The organism is Planococcus sp. 107-1, from assembly GCF_021513255.1.
In the GTDB taxonomy this organism is placed as follows: Bacteria; Bacillota; Bacilli; order Bacillales_A; family Planococcaceae; genus Planococcus.
On record NZ_CP090977.1, the window covers coordinates 1,257,465 to 1,279,379 of the forward strand.

The 21,915-nt window shown below is 45.7% G+C and carries 22 protein-coding genes, 2 pseudogenes and 1 other annotated feature; of the genes and pseudogenes, 19 read left to right on the forward strand and 5 right to left on the reverse strand.

The window, feature by feature from the left end; genetic code table 11:
- Window positions 1–34: 34 nt before the first annotated feature.
- Window positions 35–586, reverse strand: coding sequence for a tRNA 5-(aminomethyl)-2-thiouridylate-methyltransferase MnmM (locus tag L0M13_RS06730; protein ID WP_235198832.1), 552 nt, complete (start codon window positions 584–586; stop codon window positions 35–37).
- Window positions 583–1,535 (reverse strand): annotated as a pseudogene (locus tag L0M13_RS06735) (TIGR01212 family radical SAM protein). Before L0M13_RS06735 ends, L0M13_RS06730 begins: the two are co-directional and overlap by 4 nt.
- A gap of 157 nt (window positions 1,536–1,692) precedes the next feature.
- On the opposite strand from L0M13_RS06735, the gene L0M13_RS06740 reads away from it, so the two are divergent.
- From L0M13_RS06740 to leuS, 4 genes and pseudogenes are all read left to right on the forward strand, one after another.
- Entirely contained in the window at window positions 1,693–2,886 is a 1,194-nt protein-coding gene (locus tag L0M13_RS06740) for an MDR family MFS transporter (RefSeq protein WP_235198833.1), read from the forward strand.
- A 188-nt stretch (window positions 2,887–3,074) separates the two neighbouring features.
- Complete coding sequence (locus tag L0M13_RS06745; protein WP_052652086.1) at window positions 3,075–3,767, forward strand: CoA transferase subunit A; 693 nt, start codon at window positions 3,075–3,077, stop codon at window positions 3,765–3,767.
- Between the two features lie 18 nt (window positions 3,768–3,785).
- A pseudogene (locus L0M13_RS06750) lies at window positions 3,786–4,438 on the forward strand (3-oxoacid CoA-transferase subunit B).
- 44 nt (window positions 4,439–4,482) lie between these two features.
- Window positions 4,483–4,687, forward strand: a binding site (T-box leader).
- A gap of 44 nt (window positions 4,688–4,731) precedes the next feature.
- Window positions 4,732–7,149, forward strand: a complete 2,418-nt coding sequence (gene leuS, locus L0M13_RS06755; RefSeq protein WP_235198834.1) for a leucine--tRNA ligase — start codon at window positions 4,732–4,734, stop codon at window positions 7,147–7,149.
- 173 nt (window positions 7,150–7,322) lie between these two features.
- On the opposite strand, the gene L0M13_RS06760 is transcribed toward leuS, so the two are convergent.
- Window positions 7,323–8,600, reverse strand: a complete 1,278-nt coding sequence (locus tag L0M13_RS06760; protein WP_235198835.1) for a BaiN/RdsA family NAD(P)/FAD-dependent oxidoreductase — start codon at window positions 8,598–8,600, stop codon at window positions 7,323–7,325.
- Between the two features lie 349 nt (window positions 8,601–8,949).
- On the opposite strand from L0M13_RS06760, the gene L0M13_RS06765 reads away from it, so the two are divergent.
- Complete coding sequence (locus tag L0M13_RS06765) at window positions 8,950–10,557, forward strand: putative polysaccharide biosynthesis protein (RefSeq protein ID WP_235198836.1); 1,608 nt, start codon at window positions 8,950–8,952, stop codon at window positions 10,555–10,557.
- Window positions 10,558–10,566: 9 nt separating this feature from the next.
- Window positions 10,567–11,280 carry a pseudouridine synthase gene (locus L0M13_RS06770; RefSeq protein ID WP_235198837.1) on the forward strand — a complete coding sequence of 238 codons (714 nt, stop codon included), beginning with the start codon at window positions 10,567–10,569 and terminating at the stop codon, window positions 11,278–11,280.
- Window positions 11,281–11,374: 94 nt separating this feature from the next.
- On the opposite strand, the gene L0M13_RS06775 is transcribed toward L0M13_RS06770, so the two are convergent.
- Window positions 11,375–11,596 (reverse strand): DeoR family transcriptional regulator, encoded by a 222-nt coding sequence (locus L0M13_RS06775; RefSeq protein ID WP_052652080.1) that lies wholly within the window; start codon window positions 11,594–11,596, stop codon window positions 11,375–11,377.
- Between the two features lie 301 nt (window positions 11,597–11,897).
- Between L0M13_RS06775 and pepV the strand changes: the two genes are divergently transcribed.
- The 7 genes from pepV to L0M13_RS06810 all read left to right on the forward strand — a co-directional run bounded on the left by pepV (window position 11,898) and on the right by L0M13_RS06810 (window position 17,304).
- Window positions 11,898–13,277 (forward strand): dipeptidase PepV, encoded by a 1,380-nt coding sequence (gene pepV, locus L0M13_RS06780; protein WP_235198838.1) that lies wholly within the window; start codon window positions 11,898–11,900, stop codon window positions 13,275–13,277.
- Window positions 13,278–13,331: 54 nt separating this feature from the next.
- Window positions 13,332–14,180: a D-amino-acid transaminase gene (dat, locus tag L0M13_RS06785; RefSeq protein WP_235198839.1), complete on the forward strand. Its 849-nt coding sequence runs from the start codon at window positions 13,332–13,334 to the stop codon at window positions 14,178–14,180.
- A gap of 74 nt (window positions 14,181–14,254) precedes the next feature.
- Entirely contained in the window at window positions 14,255–14,794 is a 540-nt protein-coding gene (gene thpR, locus L0M13_RS06790; protein WP_235198840.1) for an RNA 2',3'-cyclic phosphodiesterase, read from the forward strand.
- 19 nt (window positions 14,795–14,813) lie between these two features.
- Window positions 14,814–15,056 carry an acylglycerol kinase family protein gene (locus L0M13_RS06795; RefSeq protein WP_235198841.1) on the forward strand — a complete coding sequence of 81 codons (243 nt, stop codon included), beginning with the start codon at window positions 14,814–14,816 and terminating at the stop codon, window positions 15,054–15,056.
- Window positions 15,053–15,727, forward strand: coding sequence for a diacylglycerol/lipid kinase family protein (locus L0M13_RS06800; RefSeq protein WP_235198842.1), 675 nt, complete (start codon window positions 15,053–15,055; stop codon window positions 15,725–15,727). Before L0M13_RS06795 ends, L0M13_RS06800 begins: the two co-directional genes overlap by 4 nt.
- Before the next feature lie 55 nt (window positions 15,728–15,782).
- A complete protein-coding gene (gene trmB / locus L0M13_RS06805) occupies window positions 15,783–16,433 on the forward strand; it encodes a tRNA (guanosine(46)-N7)-methyltransferase TrmB (protein WP_235198843.1) in 651 nt (216 codons plus the stop codon).
- 19 nt (window positions 16,434–16,452) lie between these two features.
- A complete protein-coding gene (locus L0M13_RS06810) occupies window positions 16,453–17,304 on the forward strand; it encodes a YtnP family quorum-quenching lactonase (RefSeq protein ID WP_235198844.1) in 852 nt (283 codons plus the stop codon).
- 42 nt (window positions 17,305–17,346) lie between these two features.
- Here L0M13_RS06810 and L0M13_RS06815 read toward each other — a convergent pair whose 3' ends face one another.
- Window positions 17,347–17,661: a PepSY domain-containing protein gene (locus tag L0M13_RS06815; RefSeq protein WP_235198845.1), complete on the reverse strand. Its 315-nt coding sequence runs from the start codon at window positions 17,659–17,661 to the stop codon at window positions 17,347–17,349.
- A 170-nt stretch (window positions 17,662–17,831) separates the two neighbouring features.
- On the opposite strand from L0M13_RS06815, the gene L0M13_RS06820 reads away from it, so the two are divergent.
- From L0M13_RS06820 to ytpR, 6 genes are all read left to right on the forward strand, one after another.
- Window positions 17,832–18,905 (forward strand): M42 family metallopeptidase, encoded by a 1,074-nt coding sequence (locus L0M13_RS06820; RefSeq protein ID WP_235198846.1) that lies wholly within the window; start codon window positions 17,832–17,834, stop codon window positions 18,903–18,905.
- Between the two features lie 58 nt (window positions 18,906–18,963).
- Window positions 18,964–19,485, forward strand: a complete 522-nt coding sequence (locus tag L0M13_RS06825) for a DUF84 family protein (protein WP_235198847.1) — start codon at window positions 18,964–18,966, stop codon at window positions 19,483–19,485.
- Window positions 19,486–19,548: 63 nt separating this feature from the next.
- Window positions 19,549–20,064, forward strand: coding sequence for a hypothetical protein (locus L0M13_RS06830; protein WP_235198848.1), 516 nt, complete (start codon window positions 19,549–19,551; stop codon window positions 20,062–20,064).
- Window positions 20,065–20,075: 11 nt separating this feature from the next.
- Window positions 20,076–20,393 (forward strand): thioredoxin family protein, encoded by a 318-nt coding sequence (locus L0M13_RS06835; protein ID WP_235198849.1) that lies wholly within the window; start codon window positions 20,076–20,078, stop codon window positions 20,391–20,393.
- 95 nt (window positions 20,394–20,488) lie between these two features.
- Complete coding sequence (locus L0M13_RS06840) at window positions 20,489–21,304, forward strand: DUF1444 family protein (RefSeq protein WP_235198850.1); 816 nt, start codon at window positions 20,489–20,491, stop codon at window positions 21,302–21,304.
- Window positions 21,301–21,909, forward strand: coding sequence for a YtpR family tRNA-binding protein (ytpR, locus tag L0M13_RS06845; RefSeq protein ID WP_235198851.1), 609 nt, complete (start codon window positions 21,301–21,303; stop codon window positions 21,907–21,909). The genes L0M13_RS06840 and ytpR overlap by 4 nt, the downstream gene beginning before the upstream one ends.
- Window positions 21,910–21,915: the final 6 nt, after the last annotated feature.

Here is a 21,915-nt window from a genome sequence, read left to right on the forward strand (position 1 = left end):
AAAAAGGCGATGTCCAATAGGGCATCGCCTTTTTCTATTTCTTTTCAATCGCTACCAAAAATGGCGGCGAATGGCGCTGGTTAATAAAGCCGTACTGCAAAACGTCGTATGAAGCTTGCGGCAGCTCAGTAACAAAATTCAATACTGCATCCCGCTCTTCGCTGCCGCCTTCATGCCCGGAATAAATGACGATCAGTACAACGCCTTTTGACTTCAATAAGCTTAGGCATTGCTCGATGGCATCTAGTGTAGACTGGGATTTTGTGATGATGCTGTGATCACCTTTTGGCAGATAGCCGAGATTGAAGACGGCCGCAGCAATCGGTTCTTTCACATAGCTTGAAATTTTCGCGTGGCTGTCATGAATCAGTTCGACTTGTAAAAATCCATGGACGCGCTCACGTGTGTTTCGGATCGCTTCTTCCTGGATATCGAAAGCAAAAACTTTACCGCCATCGCCGACGAGCCCTGCCAAAAAATGCGTATCGTGGCCATTTCCTGCAGTAGCGTCGATGGCGCAGTCACCCGTTTCGACCGCTTGTTCCAATAAAAATTTTGTATAAGGCAATACGCGCTGCAAAGTCATGCATTGACACACTCCCGGTAATTTTTTCCCTGCCACGAATTCCGCTCGGCCAATTCGGCATCAATGCCGTTTAGCACGTCCCATTTATTGGCGCTCCACATCGGACCAATCATCAAGTCGATAGGGCCGTCTCCGGTAATCCGCTGAACGACCATTTCAGGCGGCAGCACTTCCAGTTGATCTGCAACCAAATGGATGTAATCCTGCTTCTCAAGAAATTCAACCATTCCTTTTTCATACTGTTTCACCATCGGCGTCCCCTTTAATAAATGAAGCAGATGGATTTTAATCCCTTGGACATCCAGCTTCGCCACTTCACGGGCGGTTTCCATCATCATATCGCGATCCTCAAGAGGCAAGCCATTGATGATATGGGTGCATACGCGGATGCCGCGGTTCCGAAGTTTTGTGACGCCTTCCACATACGAAGGGAAATCATGCGCCCGGTTCACAAGAAGCGCGGTGCGTTCATGGACGGTTTGCAAGCCGAGCTCCACCCATAAATACGTCCGTTCGTTTAATTCGGCGAGGTAATCAACCACATCATCCGGCAAGCAGTCGGACGCGTTGCGATACTTAAGCCAATGACATTTTCCTGTTCAAGCGCCGCTTCAAATTTTTCTTTGATCACCGAAAGTGGAGCATGGGTATTCGTATAGGCCTGGAAATACGCCATATACTTCCCGTCTTTCCATTTTCGGTGCATTTTTTCTTTTATTTTATCGAATTGGACGGGAATCGAATCGACCCGGTCTCCTGCGAAATCACCAGAGCCGGCGACACTGCAGAATGTGCAGCCGCCGTGCGCAACCGTACCATCTCGGTTTGGGCAATCAAAGCCGGCATCGAGTGCGATTTTCATCACTTTAAATCCGAAATGGTCGCGCAAATGCCGATTCCATGTGTAATAGCGTTTGCCGTCAGAAGAAAAAGGCAAGTTCATTTCCATCGTAAACAACTCCTCTTTTTTCCATTGTAGCATGTGCAAAATTGCCGCTTCAACGGCAGAAAAATCTGTCTTTAAGATATCGAAATATTTCTCTTGTAGAGACGGTTCAAAAGGAATACAATGACTCTTGGAATTTAGTACGAAGGGAAGAATTTTCATGCCGAAACGCGTCTGGCTCTTAATCATCGGAATGCTCGTCAACGTAACGGGTAATTCGTTTTTGTGGCCATTAACTACCATATATATGCACGATCATTTAGGGAAATCGTTATCGCTTGCCGGGCTTGTTTTGATGGGCAATGCGGGAGCGGCGGTCATCGGCAATTTGCTCGGTGGAGCGCTGTTCGATAAATTCGGCGGATACAAGTCGATCATGGCGGGGAATATCATTACCGTCATTGCACTGTCCGGTTTAACGATCTGGCATGAGTTTTTGCCATTCGTTGTTTTTTACACCATTATCGGATTCAGTGGGGGGATTGTATTTCCAAGTATGTATGCAATGGTTGGGACTGTCTGGCCAGAAGGCGGCCGTAAAGCCTTTAACGCCATTTACTTGGCACAGAATGTGGGTGTAGCGGCAGGACCAGCGATGGCGGGAATTCTTGCTGCTTATAGTTTCGACTATATTTTTGGAGCCAATCTGGCAACATACATCTTATTTTTCTTCATTGCATTATTCGGATTCAAATCGATGTCGATTTCCCCAGGTTCACATACTTCGGTTATAAATGAAGGGAAAAAGATACGGAAAAAGGCGCCTTTCAATGCTTTGATGATCGTTTCGGCCGGATATTTTCTTTGCTGGGTCGGATATGTGCAGTGGCAGTCGACAATTTCCGCCTACACACAGGAAATCGGCATCACATTGACGCAATATAGTTTCTTATGGACATTGAACGGCGTATTGATCGTGGCTGGACAGCCTTTTATCCGCCCAATCATGAAACGCATCGAAGATAATATCAAGCAGCAATTGATTATCGGGATTTTAATTATGATGGTTTCTTATGTTGTCGTTGCATTTGCGCAGGATTTCTCGATGTTCATTGCAGCAATGGCCATTTTGACTGTTGGTGAAATGTTCGTATGGCCGGCAGTACCGGCGCTCGCAAACCAATTGGCGCCGAAAGGCCGTGAAGGATTCTATCAAGGCATAGTCAATAGCGTCGCAACCGGCGGCCGCATGGTCGGCCCGCTGCTCGGCGGTGTCATGGTTGATGTGTACGGGATGCCGGCATTATTTGTACTTGTTACAGTTCTAGTCGCAATCGCAATCATTACGTCATTGCTCTATGACCGTCCGCTGAAAAAAGAGCAGGCAGAGAAATTGCAGGAGAATTATAGTTGATGAATCGAGCTTAGAAGAAGGTCCCTTGATGGGCCTTCTTTTTTTATATGGGCTAAAATGGAAGAAGCAGTTATTCCTTTTGATTTGATCCCCCTGTATTGCCTTTTAGGCCATACTTTGTTTAAATTAAAATGAAAGCGTTTTTATTTACATAATTCTGTCAACGGAAAGAACGGGGGATGGCTGAAATGAAACCGATTTATGGATCTGCACGCGAAGCGGTGGAACAAATTCAAGACGGCGCCACAATTATGGTTGGCGGGTTCGGACTAGTAGGAATTCCGGAGCAGCTGATTTTGGCGTTGGTCGATAAAGGGGTAACGGACCTGACAGTGATTTCGAATAACTGCGGAGTCGACGAGTGGGGTCTCGGTCTTTTACTGAAGAACAAACAAATCAAGAAAATGATCGGTTCTTATGTGGGAGAAAATAAGGAATTTGAGCGCCAAGTACTGTCTGGCGAAATAGAAGTGGAATTGACGCCGCAAGGCACATTGGCTGAAAAGATGCGCGCAGGCGGAGCTGGGATTCCAGCATTCTTCACACCGGCTGGAGTGGGTACGACGGTCGCTGAAGGAAAAGAAATCCGTGAGTTTGACGGCAAAGAATACGTGCTTGAACATGCACTTCGTGCCGATTTCGCATTAGTGCGTGCACATAAAGCGGATAAGATGGGGAATCTCGTCTACAACAAAACTGCGCAGAATTTCAATCCGTTGGCCGCAGCGGCTGGAAAAATTACGATTGCGGAAGTCGAAGAAATCGTTGAAACCGGCGACATCGATCCGAATCATGTCCAAACGCCGAGCATTTATGTGCAAGGCTTATTGCAAGCGAAGCAGGAAAAACGCATTGAACGGTTAACAACCCGTTCAGTCTAAGAAAGGATGTGTGCAGCGATGGATAAAAACCAAGTAAGAGAAAGAATTGCGAGACGCGCAGAAAAAGAAATTAATGATGGAGACTACGTAAACTTAGGGATCGGAATGCCGACTTTGGTGGCGAACTTCATCTCGGACAATAAAAGTGTTGTGCTCCAGTCAGAAAACGGATTGCTCGGCATCGGACCCTATCCGACTGAAGACGAAGTGGATCCGGATTTGATCAATGCCGGCAAAGAAACTGTGACGACCATTAAAGGCTCTTCTTTTTTCACAAGCGCTGAATCGTTCGCGATGATTCCGGCGGGCATATTGATGTGGCGATCTTAGGCGGAATGGAAGTTGCTGAAAATGGGGACTTGGCGAACTGGATGATTCCCGGGAAAATGATCAAGGGCATGGGCGGAGCGATGGATCTGGTGCATGGCGCCAAAAAGGTGATTGTCATCATGGATCATGTATCAAAAGACGGATCTTCAAAAATCAAAAAGCAATGCGACTTGCCGCTTACGGGTAAAGGCGTTGTCAACAAGATCATCACTGACCGTGCCGTTATCGAAGTGACGCCTGACGGACTAGTGCTGACGGAAGTGTTCGAAGGCTTCAGCGTCCAAGATATCATTGATGCCACAGATGCGCCTCTGAATACAGAAAACGTGAAAGTGTCCTGAACTATTGCCAAAAAACGGCGGTTCCGCTAAACTAAAGATAATAGTAAACGACAGTGAAGAGGATCAGTAAATTGTTTTCATTCCGAAGAGAGCCGGCGGTAGGTGCAAGCCGGTGTTTGGAGCAATTGAACTCGCCTTGGAGTCCGTGTATGTGAAACCAAGTAAGATACACCGTTTTCCGCGTTAAGGAGTCAAGTTGAGCGAGCAATCGCTAATTTGGGTGGTACCGCGGAAACTCCCGTCCCTTATTAATATGAGGGACGGGAGTTTTTATTTTTGAGGAGGAATTTGAGATGACATTCAAGCACAAGACAGTCGAGAAGAAATGGCAGAAGTTCTGGGATCAGAACAAAACGTTCAAAATGGAAACTGATTTTGATAAACCGAAGTTCTACGCATTGGATATGTTCCCTTACCCCTCTGGAGCTGGACTCCACGTTGGGCACCCGGAAGGTTACACGGCAACGGATATCTTAAGCCGAGTGAAGCGCATGCAGGGCTATAATGTCCTTCATCCGATGGGCTGGGATGCATTCGGCCTTCCGGCAGAACAATATGCACTGGATACAGGAAACGACCCGGCGGAATTCACGGCGAAAAACATCGCAACGTTCAAACGCCAAATCCAGGAACTTGGATTTTCGTATGACTGGGACCGCGAAGTCAACACGACGGATCCGTCTTACTATAAATGGACGCAATGGATTTTTATCCAGCTTTACAATAAAGGCTTGGCCTATGTAGATGAAGTGGCTGTGAACTGGTGCCCGGCGCTAGGGACAGTTCTTGCTAATGAAGAAGTAGTCGACGGCGTTTCTGAACGCGGAGGACATCCGGTTGAACGCCGCCCAATGCGCCAATGGGTGCTGCGCATTACGGAATATGCAGACCGTTTGCTTGAAGACTTGGATGATCTTGACTGGCCGGAAAGCTTGAAAGACATGCAGCGCAACTGGATCGGAAAATCCGAAGGGGCAGAACTTGAGTTTGGAGTCGAAGGCACAGCGCATTCTTTCCGCGCATTTACAACACGTCCAGATACGATTTTCGGTGCAACTTATGCAGTGCTTGCACCGGAACATAAATTGGTGGCTTCCATCACGACGGCTGATCAAAAAGCGGCAGTCGAAAAATACATCGATGACGTGAAAACGAAAAGCGATTTAGAGCGTACGGATTTGGCCAAATCGAAATCAGGCGTCTTTACCGGTTCATTTGCAATCAATCCGGTCAGCGGCGAAAAAATGCCGATCTGGATTGCCGATTATGTACTTGCTACTTACGGAACTGGGGCCATCATGGCAGTTCCAGCACATGATGAGCGCGACTATGAATTTGCGAAGCAATTCGACTTGCCGATTGTCGAAGTAGTATCCGGTGGAAACATCGCGGAAGAAGCATACGCAGGCGACGGCGAATTGATCAATTCCGATTTCTTGAACGGATTGAACAAAAAAGAAGCGATCGCAAAAGCGATTGCTTGGCTTGAAGAACACGGTGTCGGTGAGAAGAAAATTACGTATCGCCTACGCGATTGGCTATTTAGCCGCCAGCGCTATTGGGGTGAGCCAATTCCGATCATCCACTGGGAAGATGGCACTATGACGCCGGTCGATGAAAAAGACTTGCCGTTGATGCTTCCTGTAACAAAAGATATTAAACCGAGCGGCACCGGCGAATCGCCGCTTGCGAATATCACCGAATGGGTCAATGTCGTCCATCCGGAAACAGGCATGAAAGGCCGCCGCGAAACAAATACGATGCCGCAATGGGCAGGAAGCTGCTGGTACTACTTGCGCTATATCGATCCGACAAATGATGAAATGTTGGCCGATCCGGAATTATTGAAGCACTGGCTTCCGGTCGATGTCTATATCGGCGGAGCAGAACATGCCGTCCTTCATTTATTGTATGCGCGTTTCTGGCATAAAGTGCTTTACGATCTTGGCGTTGTGCCGACGAAAGAGCCGTTCCAGAAATTGTTCAACCAAGGAATGATCCTCGGGGAAGGCAATGAAAAAATGTCGAAATCTAAAGGCAATGTCGTCAACCCGGACCAGATCATCGAAAGCCACGGTGCAGACACACTTCGCCTTTATGAAATGTTCATGGGACCGCTTGAAGCTTCGATTGCTTGGTCAACTAATGGCTTGGACGGGGCACGCCGCTTCCTAGACCGTGTTTGGCGGTTGTTCATCGATGAAGAAAGAGATGCATTGAGTGCGAAAATCGTGGATTCAAACGACGGCAAATTGGAAAAAGTCTATCACCAAACCGTGAAGAAAGTAACGGAAGACTTTGAAGGGCTTCGTTTCAATACAGGCATTTCGCAAATGATGGTCTTCATCAACGAAGGCTATAAAGTCGACGCGATTCCAAAAGAATACGTTGAAGGCTTTGTGAAATTATTGTCGCCAGTTGCTCCGCACGTAGCAGAAGAGCTATGGGAGAAATTGGGCCACTCAGAAACGGTGACGTATGAAGCTTGGCCAACGTTCGATGAATCGAAAATGATCGATGATGAAATCGAGGTAGTTGTCCAAGTGAACGGCAAAGTGAAAACGAAATTACTGATTGCTAAAGACAGCACGAAAGAACAATTGGAAGCAGCGGCATTGGCGGATGAGCATGTCCAAAAAGCTGCAGAAGGCAAACAAGTCCGCAAAGTCATCGCGATTCCAGGGAAATTGGTAAACGTGGTAGTCGGATAACATAACAGAACCTGTCGAGGGATTCTCGGCAGGTTTTTTGTTTTGCGCAAATAAACGAGGTTATTCCGCAAACAAAGTATGAAATTCCGCAAACAAATTCCAGTATTCCGCAAACAAATCCGGAATTAGGCAAAATAAAACCCCATTTGCATCCCGGCAAATGGGGTTTTTACTTAATGCGTCAGTTGTAAATCTTCAGCAAAAGCAGCAGCACTGCGCCCTGCAACATTTCCGGTCACGAGTGCGGAAGTGATATTGTAGCCGCCTGTGTAGCCGTGGATGTCCAAGATCTCGCCACAGAAGTAAAGGCCGGGCTTTTTCTTCGAAGCCATCGTTTTTGGTTCAATTTCCTTGATCGAGACACCGCCGCCGGTGACAAAGGCTTTCTCAATCGGCTGCGTGCCAGTCACGGTCATTGAGAATGCCGTCAATTGCTGAGCGAATGCCCGCACTTTGTCGCTTGCAAGTTCTGCACCGATGGCTTGCGGATCGATGCCTGCGCGTTCCATCAAAAACAGCAGCCAACGTTCTTGGGTGATGCTTTTCCAGACGTTTTTCACCGCTTTTTTCGGTTCGTCTTTCATCATTTTATGAAGCAGTTGGAAAGCGGATTCCGCATTTTCCTCAGGCATCGTGTTGATGCGCATCTGCACCGGTTCGCCGCCGTTCTTTTTCATTTCCTTGACGACGTACTGGCTGCAGCGAAGCACCGCGGGGCCGCTCAATCCGAAATGGGTGAAGAGCATATCCATTTGGTGGGTCACTAAATTCTTCCCTTTTTTATTCAGCACCGAAACAGCAGCGTCGCGAAGGGCAAGGCCTTGTAGATCGCGGCTCACGATGAACGGCTCTTTGGACAATAAAGGAACTTCGGTCGGATACAAATCGGTTACGGTGTGCCCCGCTTTTTCAGCCCACGGGTAGCCATCGCCCGTCGAGCCCGTTTGCGGAACGGCTTTTCCGCCGACTGCGACAACAATCGCTTTGGCGGTAAATTCTTCGCCCGAATGCAGCCGGACGCCGGTCACTTTTTCGTCGGTCATCAATAATTTCTTAACCGGTGAATCGAGCATGACTTTCACGTTCAGCCGGTCCATTTCGCGGAACATGGCATCCGCCACGTCTTGCGCCCGGTTGGAAACGGGGAACATGCGACCGTGGTCTTCTTCTTTCAAAGCAACGCCCAACCCTTCAAAAAAAGAGATGATGTCTTCGTTGTTGAAGACGGAAAACGGACTGTGCAGGAATCTGCCGTTGCCTGGAATATGTTTCACAATTTCGTCAAGAGGCAGCCGGTTGGTCACATTGCAGCGTCCGCCGCCGGAAATAATCAGTTTTTTTCCGAGCTTTTTGCCTTTTTCAATAAGTAAAACCTGTTGTCCGGTTGATGCAGCGGCGATGGAAGCCATCAAGCCTGAGGGACCCCCGCCGATAATAATAACGTCATACATATATAAGAACTCGCTTTCGTTTTTAATTTGAATAGAGGAAAAGTATTTTAATTGTCGAGACTCCGCTTTTCTTAATGTCCAGACTCCAGCGCTTGTCGGGGCTAGACGGGCGCTTCCGCTTTTCTTAGTGTCCAGACTCCGATGCCTAGCTCCTCGGACATAAGCCAGCCCAGCTGTGCGGCAAAGAACGCCGCTTCGCTGTTCCGTCTTATGTCTGCCGGAGCTGAACAGGCATCTCCGCTTTTCTTTTAGTATACACGATGCATTGAAACTCGTTGAGTAATTTCTTTTATAGGTGTAAACTATCGTGTAGATTGCTTTTAACATTGAACAAGTCAGGAAGTGCAAAATGTCATCACTTATTAAAGGAACTGCCATTCTAACCTTAGGTTTATTTCTGTCAAAAATCCTTGGAGTCATATATGTCATTCCGTTCTACAGCATGGTCGGAGAAGAGAATATTGGCCTTTACCAATATGCGTACATACCTTATAACTTGATGCTGTCGTTGGCCATTTCGGGTGCGCCGATCGCGTTCTCAAAATTTGTCGCTAAATACAATTCACTCGGTGATTACGAAACCGGAAGAAGGCTGTTGAAATCCGGATTGACCACGATGATGGTCACAGGTTTTGCGGCATTCGTCTTCCTTTATTTATTTGCAGGGCCGCTTGCTGAAATCACCATCGATTCAAAAGACGAAGTCCATACAGTAGAAGATGTAAAAGAAGTGATCCAATGGGTCAGCTTTGCATTGCTTGTCGTGCCGTTCATGAGTTTGTTCCGCGGATTCTTCCAGGGCTATAATTTCATGATGCCGACGGCTGTCTCGCAGCTGATCGAACAGATTGTCCGCATTGTGTTCCTGCTTGTTGGAGCGTATCTTGTCTTGAATGTTTTCAATGGAACACCGGAAACTGCCGTGCAGATTGCTGTTCTATCTGCATTTGTCGGAGCGCTTGGCGGGGTGCTTGTCCTGTTTTACTACTGGAAAAAGAAAAAGCCGGAGTACAATCAGCTCCGGGCGAACTCGGTTGAATCGTATGATGTCAGCCTCCGTGATATGTACAAGGAAATCGCTATTTACGCGGTTCCCGTTGTCTTTCTTGGAATTGCCAACCCGCTATTCCAATTTGTCGATATGCTGACATTCAATAACGCGATGGCCTCTACTGAAGGGGCGGCAAACTCCAGCATCTATTTGAGCATGCTGAATTTCCAGACCCATAAACTGGTCATGATTCCGGTTATGCTGGCTACTGGATTTTCCATGGCGCTGATTCCATTGATCACGAAATACTTTACAACCAATGACCATAAAGCGGTCAATCGAACGCTGGATCAAACATTCCAGATCCTCTTATTCTTGACGCTTCCGGCCGTTGTCGGAATGACTTTGCTGTCTGATGAACTTTACCATATTTTCTATGAAATCAGCGATATGGGTTCTGAAGTTCTGTCCCATTACTTGCCGGTAGCGATTCTTTTCGCTTTGTTCCCGGTTACGGCATCCATTTTACAGGGAATCAATCAACAAAAATGGATCATCCTGAATCTATTAATTGGCTTGCTGTTAAAACTGGCTTTAAATATTCCATTGATCGAGCGATTTGAAACAGATGGAGCGATTGCAGCTACAATTATCGGATACGTAGTAGCTACGGGCATGAACTTGGCCGTCATCAAAGTGACCATGAATTATCACTCAAATATGGTGGTTCGCCGAATTATCCTTATTGTATTGATGAACATCGTCATGGCTATTGCGGTATTTGCTGCTTTGGCAGGAGTTGATTTGTTCATCGATATGGACACGAAAATCCATTCGATTTTCCGTATCCTGATTGTCGGGGCAATTGGCGGGGCAGTTTATGGCTATCTTGGGTTGAAAACAGGAATTGCCCAAAAGCTGCTGGGTGAACGATTAACGAAATACACAAGAAAATTCGGGTTCTAGGAGGATTACATGCGCATCGATAAGTTTCTGTCGAATATGGGGTATGGCTCCAGAAAAGAAGTGAAAATTTTACTGAAATCAAAAGCGGTTGAAGTGAATGGATCGGAAATCCGAGATCCGAAAGTGCATATAAACGAGCTTTCGGACGAGGTAACGGTCGGCGGAGAACGTGTGGAATATGCGGAATTCATCTATTTGCTGATGAATAAACCGCAAGGCGTGATTTCAGCAACGGAAGACAAATACGACCAAACGGTTATTGATCTACTAGCAGATGAAGAGCAGAACTTTGAACCGTTTCCGGTAGGGCGTTTGGATAAAGATACAGAAGGCTTTCTTTTGCTGACGAATGATGGAAAACTTGCCCACGAACTCTTGTCACCAAAGAAACACGTAGACAAAAGATATTTCGCAATCATAGACGGGGAAGTTACCGCAGAAGATGGAGCGGCTTTTGAAAATGGAGTCGTTCTCGACGATGGCTACAAAACAAAGCCGGCTGTGTTGAAAATCCTGGAAAGCGGTGCTGTCTCAGAAATTGAATTGACGATTACGGAAGGAAAATTTCATCAAGTCAAGAGGATGTTCCAAAGCGTGGGAAAAGAAGTCACGTATTTAAAGCGTTTATCGATGGGGCCGCTGGAATTAGATCCGGCGCTTGCGCTCGGCGAATACCGCCATTTAACGGAAGAAGAAATTGACCAATTAAAACAAAGAAAATGACCGCAGCCTTTGCGGTCATTTTCTTTGTTAAGAAGTTTTTCTGAGCTGTCTGTAAGATCGGCTTTCCTGTAGTTCAGGTGCTTGCGCTTTTCTATCAGGAAGTCATCTTCACCTTTTTATGCGTCGTTGTCCATTTGCCGCGAGTTGGACTCGTCACCAAATCGTTAAAGGCTAACACATTCAAATCTCTTTGAATGGTGCGAGGAGTGATGCCGAATTCATCGACTAGATCTTGCGTAGTTACAGTTCCGTTGTCACGGATGTACTTATACATATCTTTGATTCGAATGAGCATACGATCAGTTGTAGGTTTCATGTAAGAGAACCACTCCTTCATCTTTTTTCCCATAGGCAAAGACTAGCGGACGGATTGTTGAGGTATACTCAACGGTTTTGAAATAATTGCCAAAGACAGCCCCTTTTCTTAATAAATATGTCAAACCTATTATCTGACAATTTGATTATATCGAAAAAGTAATTGAATATCCATATTTTTTACCGAATTCACACAAACTTAATAAATGAAATCGGTTTTTTTTCCGTTGATTTTAAGGAACATCCTTCAAAAAAATCCAAAAAGGTGTACAATAGCTTTAATTAAAAAAGGGGAGTGAATCATGGACTGGCTACAAGAAGCAGAAAAAAGAAGAGAAAGCATGATAAACGAATTGCAGCAATTGCTTGCGATTCCGAGTGTGTTGAGTGAAGAGACAGCACCAGATGCCCCTTTTGGCAAGGATGTAAAACAAGCGCTCGATTGGTTTTTGGCGAAAGGCGAGGAAAAGGGCTTTGAAGCGAAAAATGTTGCGGACGTTGCCGGCCATCTGGAAATCGGCACTGGTGAAGAATTGCTTGGAATTTTAGGGCATGTCGATGTTGTGCCTGTAGGCGATGGCTGGACAAAAGATCCATTTGGCGGTGAAATTGAAAACGGCAAATTATATGGCAGAGGCGCCATTGATGATAAAGGTCCGACTATTGCAGCTTGGACAGCTTTAAACATCGTCAAAGAAGCCGGCTTTGAATTTTCAAAACGGATCCGCTTAATTATTGGAACAGATGAGGAAAGTGGATTCCGGTGCGTCGACCGTTATTTCGAGACAGAAGAAATGCCGACGATCGCGTTTGCGCCGGATGCGGATTTCCCGATCATCAATGCCGAAAAAGGCATCGCGGGCATCCGTTTTTCCAAAAACATCTGGGAAATGCCGGATGAATTGATTTCCTTTGTTTCAGGCAAACGGACGAATATGGTGCCGGATTTGGCAGAAGCGGTAGTTGAAGGGGAGCTTCCACAGTGGCAGCAAGCATTTGAAGAATTTTGCACCGCTCACTCGGTTTCAGGGTCGGCTGAAAAACAAGGGGATGAAGTTAAGTTGCTTCTCTCTGGGAAATCCGCCCATGCGATGGAGCCGGACCACGGAGTGAACGCGGGAATTCTACTGGCACTGTTTTTAAAAGATCATCTGACTGGAGACGGCCAGGAATTCGCCGAATTCATTTCAAATAACTTTTATCAGGATTCTCGTGGACGCAGATTGGGCTTGGACTTTACCGATGAAGTTTCTGGAGACACGACATTCAACGCGGGCATCTTCCGCTTTGAACGGAACGAGTCGGCGACCATTGACATTAGCATGCGCTATTCGATCACGTACCCGTTTGATGAAAAAGTGAAGAAGCTTGGATTGCTTGGATACGAATTGACGGTTGAATCCAATTCCCCTCCACATCATGTAGATGAAAATGATCCGTTCATCAAAACGCTTCAGCAAGCTTATGGACGGCAGACGGGCGACAAGGCCGATCTATTAGCAATCGGCGGAGGCACCTATGCACGCGTGCTTGATAAAGGCGTTGCATTCGGCATGCTGTTCCCAGGTGAAAAAGATGTTGCCCATCAAGCGGATGAATTTGTCGATATCGACAATTTGATTAAAGCGACTGCGATTTATGCAGAAGCGATCTATGAATTAGCTTGCAAGAAGAACGGCTGAACCATATTTATTGCCGCACGAGCCAAACAGAAAATGAGAAAAGAGGGACTGCTGATGGATTGGATATTGCATAATGATGAATTTATTCGTGAAGAGGAATTGAACATTTCAAAAGAAGACCGAGGTTATCAATTCGGCGATGGGATCTACGAAGTAATCCGTGTGTATGAAGGCAATCTATTCACTGCAGAAGAACATATTGACCGTTTTTACGAAAGTGCTGAAAAGATTAAAATCATCATTCCTTATACAAAGGATGTCTTCCATAAATTGATGTATGATTTGGTGGAAATGAATGAAATCGAAAATGGGCAAGTTTATGTGCAGCTTACACGCGGCGCATATACGCGTCAGCACCAATTCCCATCCGATACGTCACCAGTGCTTGTCGCTTATACAAAAACGGTAGAGCGTCCGCTTGAATTGATGGAAACAGGTGTCCATGCGAAATTTATCGAAGACATCCGCTGGCTGCGCTGCGATATCAAAAGCTTGAACTTGCTCGGGAATATCCTGGCGAAGCAGGAAGCGTACGAAGCGGGTTGTTTTGAAGCGGTTCTGCACCGCGGCGAAGTCATCACCGAAGGATCTTCTTCCAATATGTATGGCTTGAAAAACGGGATTCTTTATACACATCCGGCAACGAATTTGATTTTAAACGGAATTACACGCCGCGTAATCCTAAATCTATGTGCGGATCTTGGCATCGAAGTCCAAGAGCTTGCTTTCACGAAAACTCAAGCTTTGGAAATGGATGAGTTCTTCATGTCTTCAACGACCTCAGAGGTAATGCCGATTGTCCAAATCGATGGACAGAAAATCGGAGAAGGCGTTCCTGGTGAACTTACGCGAAAATTGCAGGAAGCTTTTGTGGCAAATCTTAAATTGACTGTGAAATCTTAATAAAGTGGCCGGCGAAAGCCGGCCGCTATTTTTTTGTTTCTCCGCAAATGGTATAATGAAGAGAGGTGAAGCTGGTGGAAGCCCATTATTTTATAGGTATCAAAATCCCTGCTATTGCAGCGGCTGCCTTGGAGCAGGCAAGAAATTCCTGGGATATGGATAGCCACAAACGTTACACAGCACCGGAAGATATGCATTTGACGCTCGTGTTTATCGGCAATGATCCGAACGGAGAAATCACGAAAGCTTCGGAAGTTTTAAAGGAAATTGATCACGCCGCGTTTGAGTTGACGATCAATGGCGTCGAAGTTTTTGGAAACCCTGAAACGCCGCGCATCGTTTATGCGGCAGTCAAAGAAAGCGAAGAACTTCAAAATCTGCAGGCTAAAGTAAAAGAGAAAGTCTTGGAATTTAAGCTGAATCCTGATTTGAAGCCATTCGTGCCTCATATTACGCTAGCTGCAAAATGGAAAGGCGGTCCGCCGGTTAAACAAGAGTGGCAGCTAAAACTCATCACGTTTACTGTGGATCGCTTTACCATATTCCGAATTGCACCTGGACAAACCCCAAAATATATCGAAGAGTTTACTTATCATTTGAAAGAAGGCGTTTAATGCGCCAAGATGAGGTCACATGAAAACATTATTTATCATCAATCCAGCAGCCGGAAACGGCAGATCCTTAAAAAAGTGGAGAAGTTTCAAAAAAACACTGGATTTTCCTTTTGAAGCGGAAATCACCGAATACGCCGGCCACGCCACCCAAATCGTCAAATCTTTGCATCAATCGCAAAATTCCTATTTGGTAATCGGATTTGGCGGAGATGGTACACAGCGGAAATCACCATCGGAGCAGCAGGGGCGAATAATCTCGTGATCGGTTCTGTTGCAGCAGGTTCAGGCAATGATTTTGGCAGGGGGTTCCAGTCATTCAAGGATGGCCCAGCTATTGCGCGATACCTGCAGTCGCCGAAAAGCGCAGCCTGTGATCTTGGTGAATTCAGCAACGGAGAAGTGCATCAATTCGTCAGCAGCAGCGGCATTGGATTTGATGCGGAGATCAGTGATATCGTCAATCGTTCTTCGCTGAAAAAACAGTTGAACCGCATCGGCGCTGGAAAACTCGTTTATTTGATGTATGTGATTCTGACGTTGATCCGTTTTCAGAAATTCGATTTAATGGTCCAACTTGATGGAGAGGAAAAAGAGTTCCATGACGTTTGGTTTGCAACCATTCATAACCAGGCGTATTTTGGGGGCGGCATGAAAATTTCCCCTTATTCGAAAACAAATGACGGTGTACTTGAATTGACAGTGGTCCATGGAATTTCGCGCTTGAAACTGTTGCTGGTCTTTGGTACGGTTTTTAGCGGAACCCATACACGCTTTAAAGAAGTGGCTCAGTTCAGCGCCAAGGAAATTTCGGCCAAGACTCCTCATCACTCAATTTACCGGCATGTCGATGGGGATGCGATTGCCAAGACGAATTTAGAGGAAACGGTGAATTATGCGGTGAGCGCTTCCAAATGGCAGGTTATCCAGCAATAAGAAAAACAAAGGCAAATTGTCTGCTTATTATTATAAGAAAGAAAGAGGATGTAAAATGAGAGCACGCTATAAACCATGGGCAGCGGAGTTAATTGAATCGCACCCTGAAATCGTTATTCCTGAACCAACTTTGTTAAAAGGCAAATGGCAGCAAGAATTTGGCAACGCACAGCCGCTTCACATTGAAGCCGGCACTGGAAAAGGGCGCTTCATTGTCGGAATGGCAAAAGCGAACCCGGAAATCAATTATATCGGAATCGAATTGTTCGATAGCGTAATTGTTACGGCACTTGAATCCGTATTGGAAAGTCCGGAAGGCGTGCCAAACCTTCGGCTTCTGCGTGTCGATGCAAAGAATCTGGCAGATTACTTTGAGAAAGCGGAAGTGGATCGCTTGTATCTGAACTTTTCAGATCCTTGGCCGAAAACACGCCATGCAAAACGCCGCTTGACGCATGAATCGTTCTTGAAGATTTATCAATCAATCTTGCCAGAAAACGGCGAAATCCATTTTAAAACAGACAACCGCGGACTTTTCGAATATTCATTGGTGAGCATTTCAGAATACGGAATGCTATTGAAAGATGTTTCCTTGGATCTTCATGCGAATGAACCGGAATGGAACATTATGACCGAATACGAAGAGAAGTTCTCTAAAAAGGGCCAACCGATTTACCGCATGGAAGCGCAGTTTCAAGTAAATTAATTCACAAGGGGGATTTATAGTGGAGAAATTTCAATTTCACGATATGGCATTAACGTGGTTAGACGGAGGAACGACTTGGCTTGACGGCGGCACGATGTTTGGGGTGGTGCCGAAAGTCGTCTGGTCAAAACGTTATCCGGTCAATGAAGAAAATCAGATTGAACTGCCGACCCACCCGATTCTTGTTCAGTATGAAGGCCATAATATTATCATCGACAGCGGTCTCGGTTCCGGAAAATTGACTGATCGCCAAAAGCGTAATTTAGGGGTTTCTTCAGAATCCCGTATCGAAGAAAACTTGACTGAACTCGGGTTGACGGTAGAAGACATCGATACCGTAATCATGACGCATCTACACGGTGACCATGCTGCTGGGCTCACGAAACTGCAAGGAGAAGAATATGTGCCGGTTTTCCCGAATGCGAAAATCCATGTTTCCGCAGTGGAATGGGAAGAAATGCAAAATCCGAATATCCGTTCCAAAAATACATATTGGAAAGAAAACTGGGAGCCGATCGTCAGCCAAGTGGAAACATTTGAAGGGGAAAAGACCTTGTTCGACGCCTTTACAATGATCCATACTGGGGGACATTCAAACGGACACAGCGTAGTCAAAATGGAAAGCGGCGGCGAAACCATTCTGCATATGGGGGATATCATGCCGACGCACGCCCATCAAAATCCGCTTTGGGTATTAGCCTATGACGATTACCCGATGGACTCGATTTTTGCCAAAGAGAAGTTGATGAAAGAAGCATTGGATAAAGGCTATTATTTCTCCTTTTACCACGATGCCTATTTCCGCATTTTAAAATGGAGCAGCGACGGCAAGGAAATCGTCGAATCTGTCGTATACAAACAAAAGCCATAAGAAAAGGAGCCGGGTTGACCGGCTCCTTTTTAAATAGGAAAATTAAACTTTCGTAACTTCAAGAACAGCGCCAGTGTAGGCATCTGCAAGGAATTCAAATTGCTCGAGTTCATCCTGGCTGTGGCGTGTAATGCCGCCTTTATAAACTTCAGTCGTGATTGCGTGTTGTTTGTATGGCTCGGTTTTCATGAAAATCCACGAGCCGTCAATCGGACCTTCTTCTTTAAATGCTGCTTTAACGCTGCTTAATACATCGTCTGCAGGGTAGAGCTTTTCTTTCCGGTCATAAACTTCTTTGATGATGAAAGTGGCTGCTACACCTGTAACAAAGCCGATCAATAAATCACGATTCTTCACTGAAATCCCTCCTATACGTACTGTTTAAATTGTACCATAGAAGTTTTCGATGCGAAATTAAAAGGGAATGCAGAGGCAGATTCTTTCGAAAAACGAAATACAAAGCTGGAAATAAACTGATAAAAGAACTAAACTAGATAAAGGCAATTTATTTAGGGGGAATTAGACGCATGAATAGTGAAACGAAAGAGTTATTTAAAACCTTAACGGAACTTCCAGGAGCACCAGGAAATGAGCATGCAGTCAGAAAGTTCATGAAACAGGAACTTGGAAAATATTCCGATGAATTGATTCAAGATAATCTTGGAAGCGTCTTTGGCGTTAAGCATGGACAAGAGAATTCGCCAAGAATTATGGTAGCAGGGCATATGGATGAAGTTGGATTCATGGTCACTCAAATTACCGACAACGGCATGATCCGTTTTCAGCCTTTAGGCGGTTGGTGGAATCAAGTGATGCTCGCGACGCGAGTCGAAATCATTGCAGGCGATCGAATTATCCCGGGTGTAATCGGATCGATTCCTCCGCACCTGCTCAGCGATGAGCTGCGCAGCAAACCGATGGAAATCAAGAATATGCTGATTGATATCGGAGCTGACGATAGAGAAGATGCGTTGTCGTTTGGCGTTCGTCCTGGCCAGCAAATTGTTCCTTTTAGCCCATTTACGCCGATGGCCAATGACAAGAAAATCATGGCCAAAGCTTGGGACAACCGCTACGGGTGCGGATTAGCCATTGAACTATTGAAAGAATTGAAAGATGAAAAACTGCCGAACCAATTATTCTCAGGGGCAACGGTTATGGAAGAAGTCGGACTTCGCGGCGCTCAAACCGCTTCGACGATGATCAATCCGGACATTTTCTTTGCGCTTGATGCTAGCCCGGCAAACGATGCCAATGGCAATAAAAACGAATTCGGCCAGCTTGGAAAAGGGACACTCCTGCGAATTACAGATAAGAGCATGGTTACACATCGCGGCATGCGGGAATTTATCTTGGACACGGCGGAGACCCACAGCATTCCCTACCAATATTTCGTTTCACAAGGCGGAACCGATGCCGGAAGAGTCCATTTGACGAACGAAGGGGTGCCAAGTTCAGTCATCGGCATTTGTTCGCGGTACATCCATACATCGGCATCAATTATCCATACAGACGATTATGCGGCAGCCAAAGAGTTGTTGATCAAACTCGTAAAAGCAGCAGATCAGACCACTGTAGATACCATTAAACAAAACGCTTAAAAAGTGCCTTCGGGCGCTTTTTTTTGAATTAATTTCAAAATAGGAAGGAAGAAGAATCATGGAAAAATTAACTGCGGCGATCGCTTCGAACAATCCGGCAAAAATCAAAGCGGTCTCAGCCGTTTTGGAAAAATTGCAATTCGAAGCCGAAATCGTACCGGTTGAGGCGGAATCCGGCGTTTCAGCCCAGCCCTTCTCGTTAGAAGAAACGCGGCAAGGCGCTGTGAACCGGGCTCAGACAGCCCTTCTTGGAGGATTTGATCTTGCGTTCGGACTTGAAGGAGGCGTATACGAATTAGAAGGGGTCCTCTATTTATGCAATTGGGGTGCGCTGGCTACAAAAGAAGGATACGTTTACACAGCTGCAGGTGCACAACTTCCGTTGCCGGAGAGGATTTCTGAACAACTGCGCGCCGGACGGGAATTGGGGCCAGTGATGGACGAATACGCCGGCGAAATCGGAGTACGCCATCATAAAGGGGCAATCGGTATCTTAACGGCAGGGCTCATCAAACGGAATGAAATGTTTGAGCACATCGTCGAACTGTTGGTCGGTCAATTCCTGAAAGACAGCGATTAAGTTGCATGTCCTAGAAAACACCTTTAAAATAAGGGTTAGTAACGAAGTTAGGGAGGAATTTGTGTGCCTCGTAAGAAATTAGGATTGGCAGTTATAGCCGCAGCATTTTTACTTGCCGGATGCGTTGCTACGCCGGAAGAACGGGTAGCGGATGGAATGGAATCCGCAAAATCGGCATTTGAACAACAACCGGAAGATGTGAACGAACAGACAGACCATGTGGAGTTCTATCTGCCGGGAGGCTACACAGTCGAAGAACCTTCTGATGAAAACAATATAATCATTACAAAAGGCAGCGATTCTTTTGTGTTATTTGTGAATCCGAATGAATCGGCAGACAGCCGCTTATTCTACGATCTTCAAAAAGCGAATCCCGAGCAAAAATGGACTGCGGATGAAACTTTCGAAGAAAACGGACGTTTCGGGTTTGCGACTGTCCGAAACATTGCAGAAGACCGCTATGAATTGGTAGTCAGTGCAGGCGGCGTCAAAATGACGACCATTTCCGAAGAAAGTAAAATTGATGGCAATATGGAATGGATGATGAAAACCGTCCGTTCAATCGATAACGAAGAATAGGAGTTTTAGCAATGAGAAAATTAGCGAGTGTTGAAGAATTCAATACATTAGCAGCTACAGAATCGGTTGTTTTCATGTTTACTGCTGGATGGTGCCCGGATTGCCGTGTTATCGATCCAATTATGCCGGACGTGGAAACGAAATTCAGCGGCTATACATTTGTATCGGTGGACCGCGATGAGTTTATCGACTTATGCATCGAAAAGGATATTTACGGCATTCCAAGTTTCCTCGCTTATAAAGACGGAGCAGAAGCTGGCCGGTTTGTCAGCAAAGACCGCAAAACGCAAGACGAAATCGAATCATTTATCACGAATTTATCTGCTTAAAGCTCTTCGCTTTAACCAGAATCGGCGGGATAAAAAAATGACGGTTCGCCATTTATGGCAGAACCGTTTATTTTTGAGAGAAAGGATGGAATCCGATGAAATCATTTGAACTTGTAAATATTTTGAGAGAGCGGATGCCAAATCCGCAATTGAATTGGCGTTTCGACCGGGAAAAAAACATGCTTCATATCGAACACGAGGCTTTGAAAAAAGGGACAAGCATTTCTCTGCCTCAAGTGATCAACCGGTATGAAGCAAAAGGGGAACCGGCGATTGATGAAATCGTCTACATCATCACGGAAACATTTGAGGCGATGGAAAAAGAGCTGAAAGGTGAATTGAAATCGACCGAACATATTTTTCCGGTTATCCGTTCCACTTCTTTCCCGGAAGAGTCGAAAGAAGGAAATAAGTTCGTGACGAGTGAACATACTGCAGAAACAAGGATCTATTATGCCTTGGATGCGGGGACTACCTATCGCTTAATTGATGAAAATATGTTAAATTCATTAAGTCTGACAGTGGAGCAGCTCAAGGAAATTGCCAAATTTCAGGTGAAGAAACTGAAAACTGCAGTGAAAGAAGACCATGTAGCAGGCAACGTGTTTTATTTTCTTAACGAAAATGATGGCTATGATGCCTCCCGAATTTTAAATGAGAGTTTTTTAAAAGAGATGAAAACAAAAATCACCGGCGATATGACCGTGTCTGTGCCCCACCAGGATGTGCTGATCATTGGAGATATCCGGAATGAAACCGGTTATGATGTGTTGGCCCAAATGGCGATGCACTTTTTCACAAACGGCAAAGTGCCGATCACTTCACTTTCGTTCATCTATGAGAATGGCGAATTGGAACCGATTTTCATTATGGCGAAGAATAGAATAGAAGAGGAGAACGATAAGAAATGAATGCTTTTTACAATAAAAACGGAATTGGCGATGTCCTTTTAGTTCAATTACAGACAGAAACACCAGAAAAAATTCACCCGGAACAAACAGGGGACATTACCTTGATCAAAGATGCTTCTGGCACGATTGCCGGCTTTAATTTGTTTAATGCCAGTGAATACATGGATTTAGGAGAAGCTGCTTCTGTTGAAGTGACGGAAGAAGTGGTCACTGTCCTTCAAAATGCGTTGGAGAAAAACGGCGTCGACTATATTTTGGAAGTCGATTTATCGCCAAAATTTGTGGTTGGCTATGTGGAATCGAAAGAAAAACACCCGAATGCGGATAAATTGAACATTTGCCAAGTGGCAGTCGGAACTGAACAATTGCAGATCGTTTGTGGTGCTCCGAACGTAGAAGCCGGCCAAAAAGTGGTAGTTGCGAAAGTTGGAGCGGTTATGCCATCTGGGATGATCATTAAAGATGCAGAGCTTCGCGGAGTGGCTTCAAGCGGGATGATTTGTTCTGCGAAAGAATTGGCGTTGCCGAATGCGCCCCAAGAAAAAGGGATACTCGTTTTACCAGAAGATGCAGAAACGGGATCACCATTTGAAGTAAAGGCGTGACGCAAA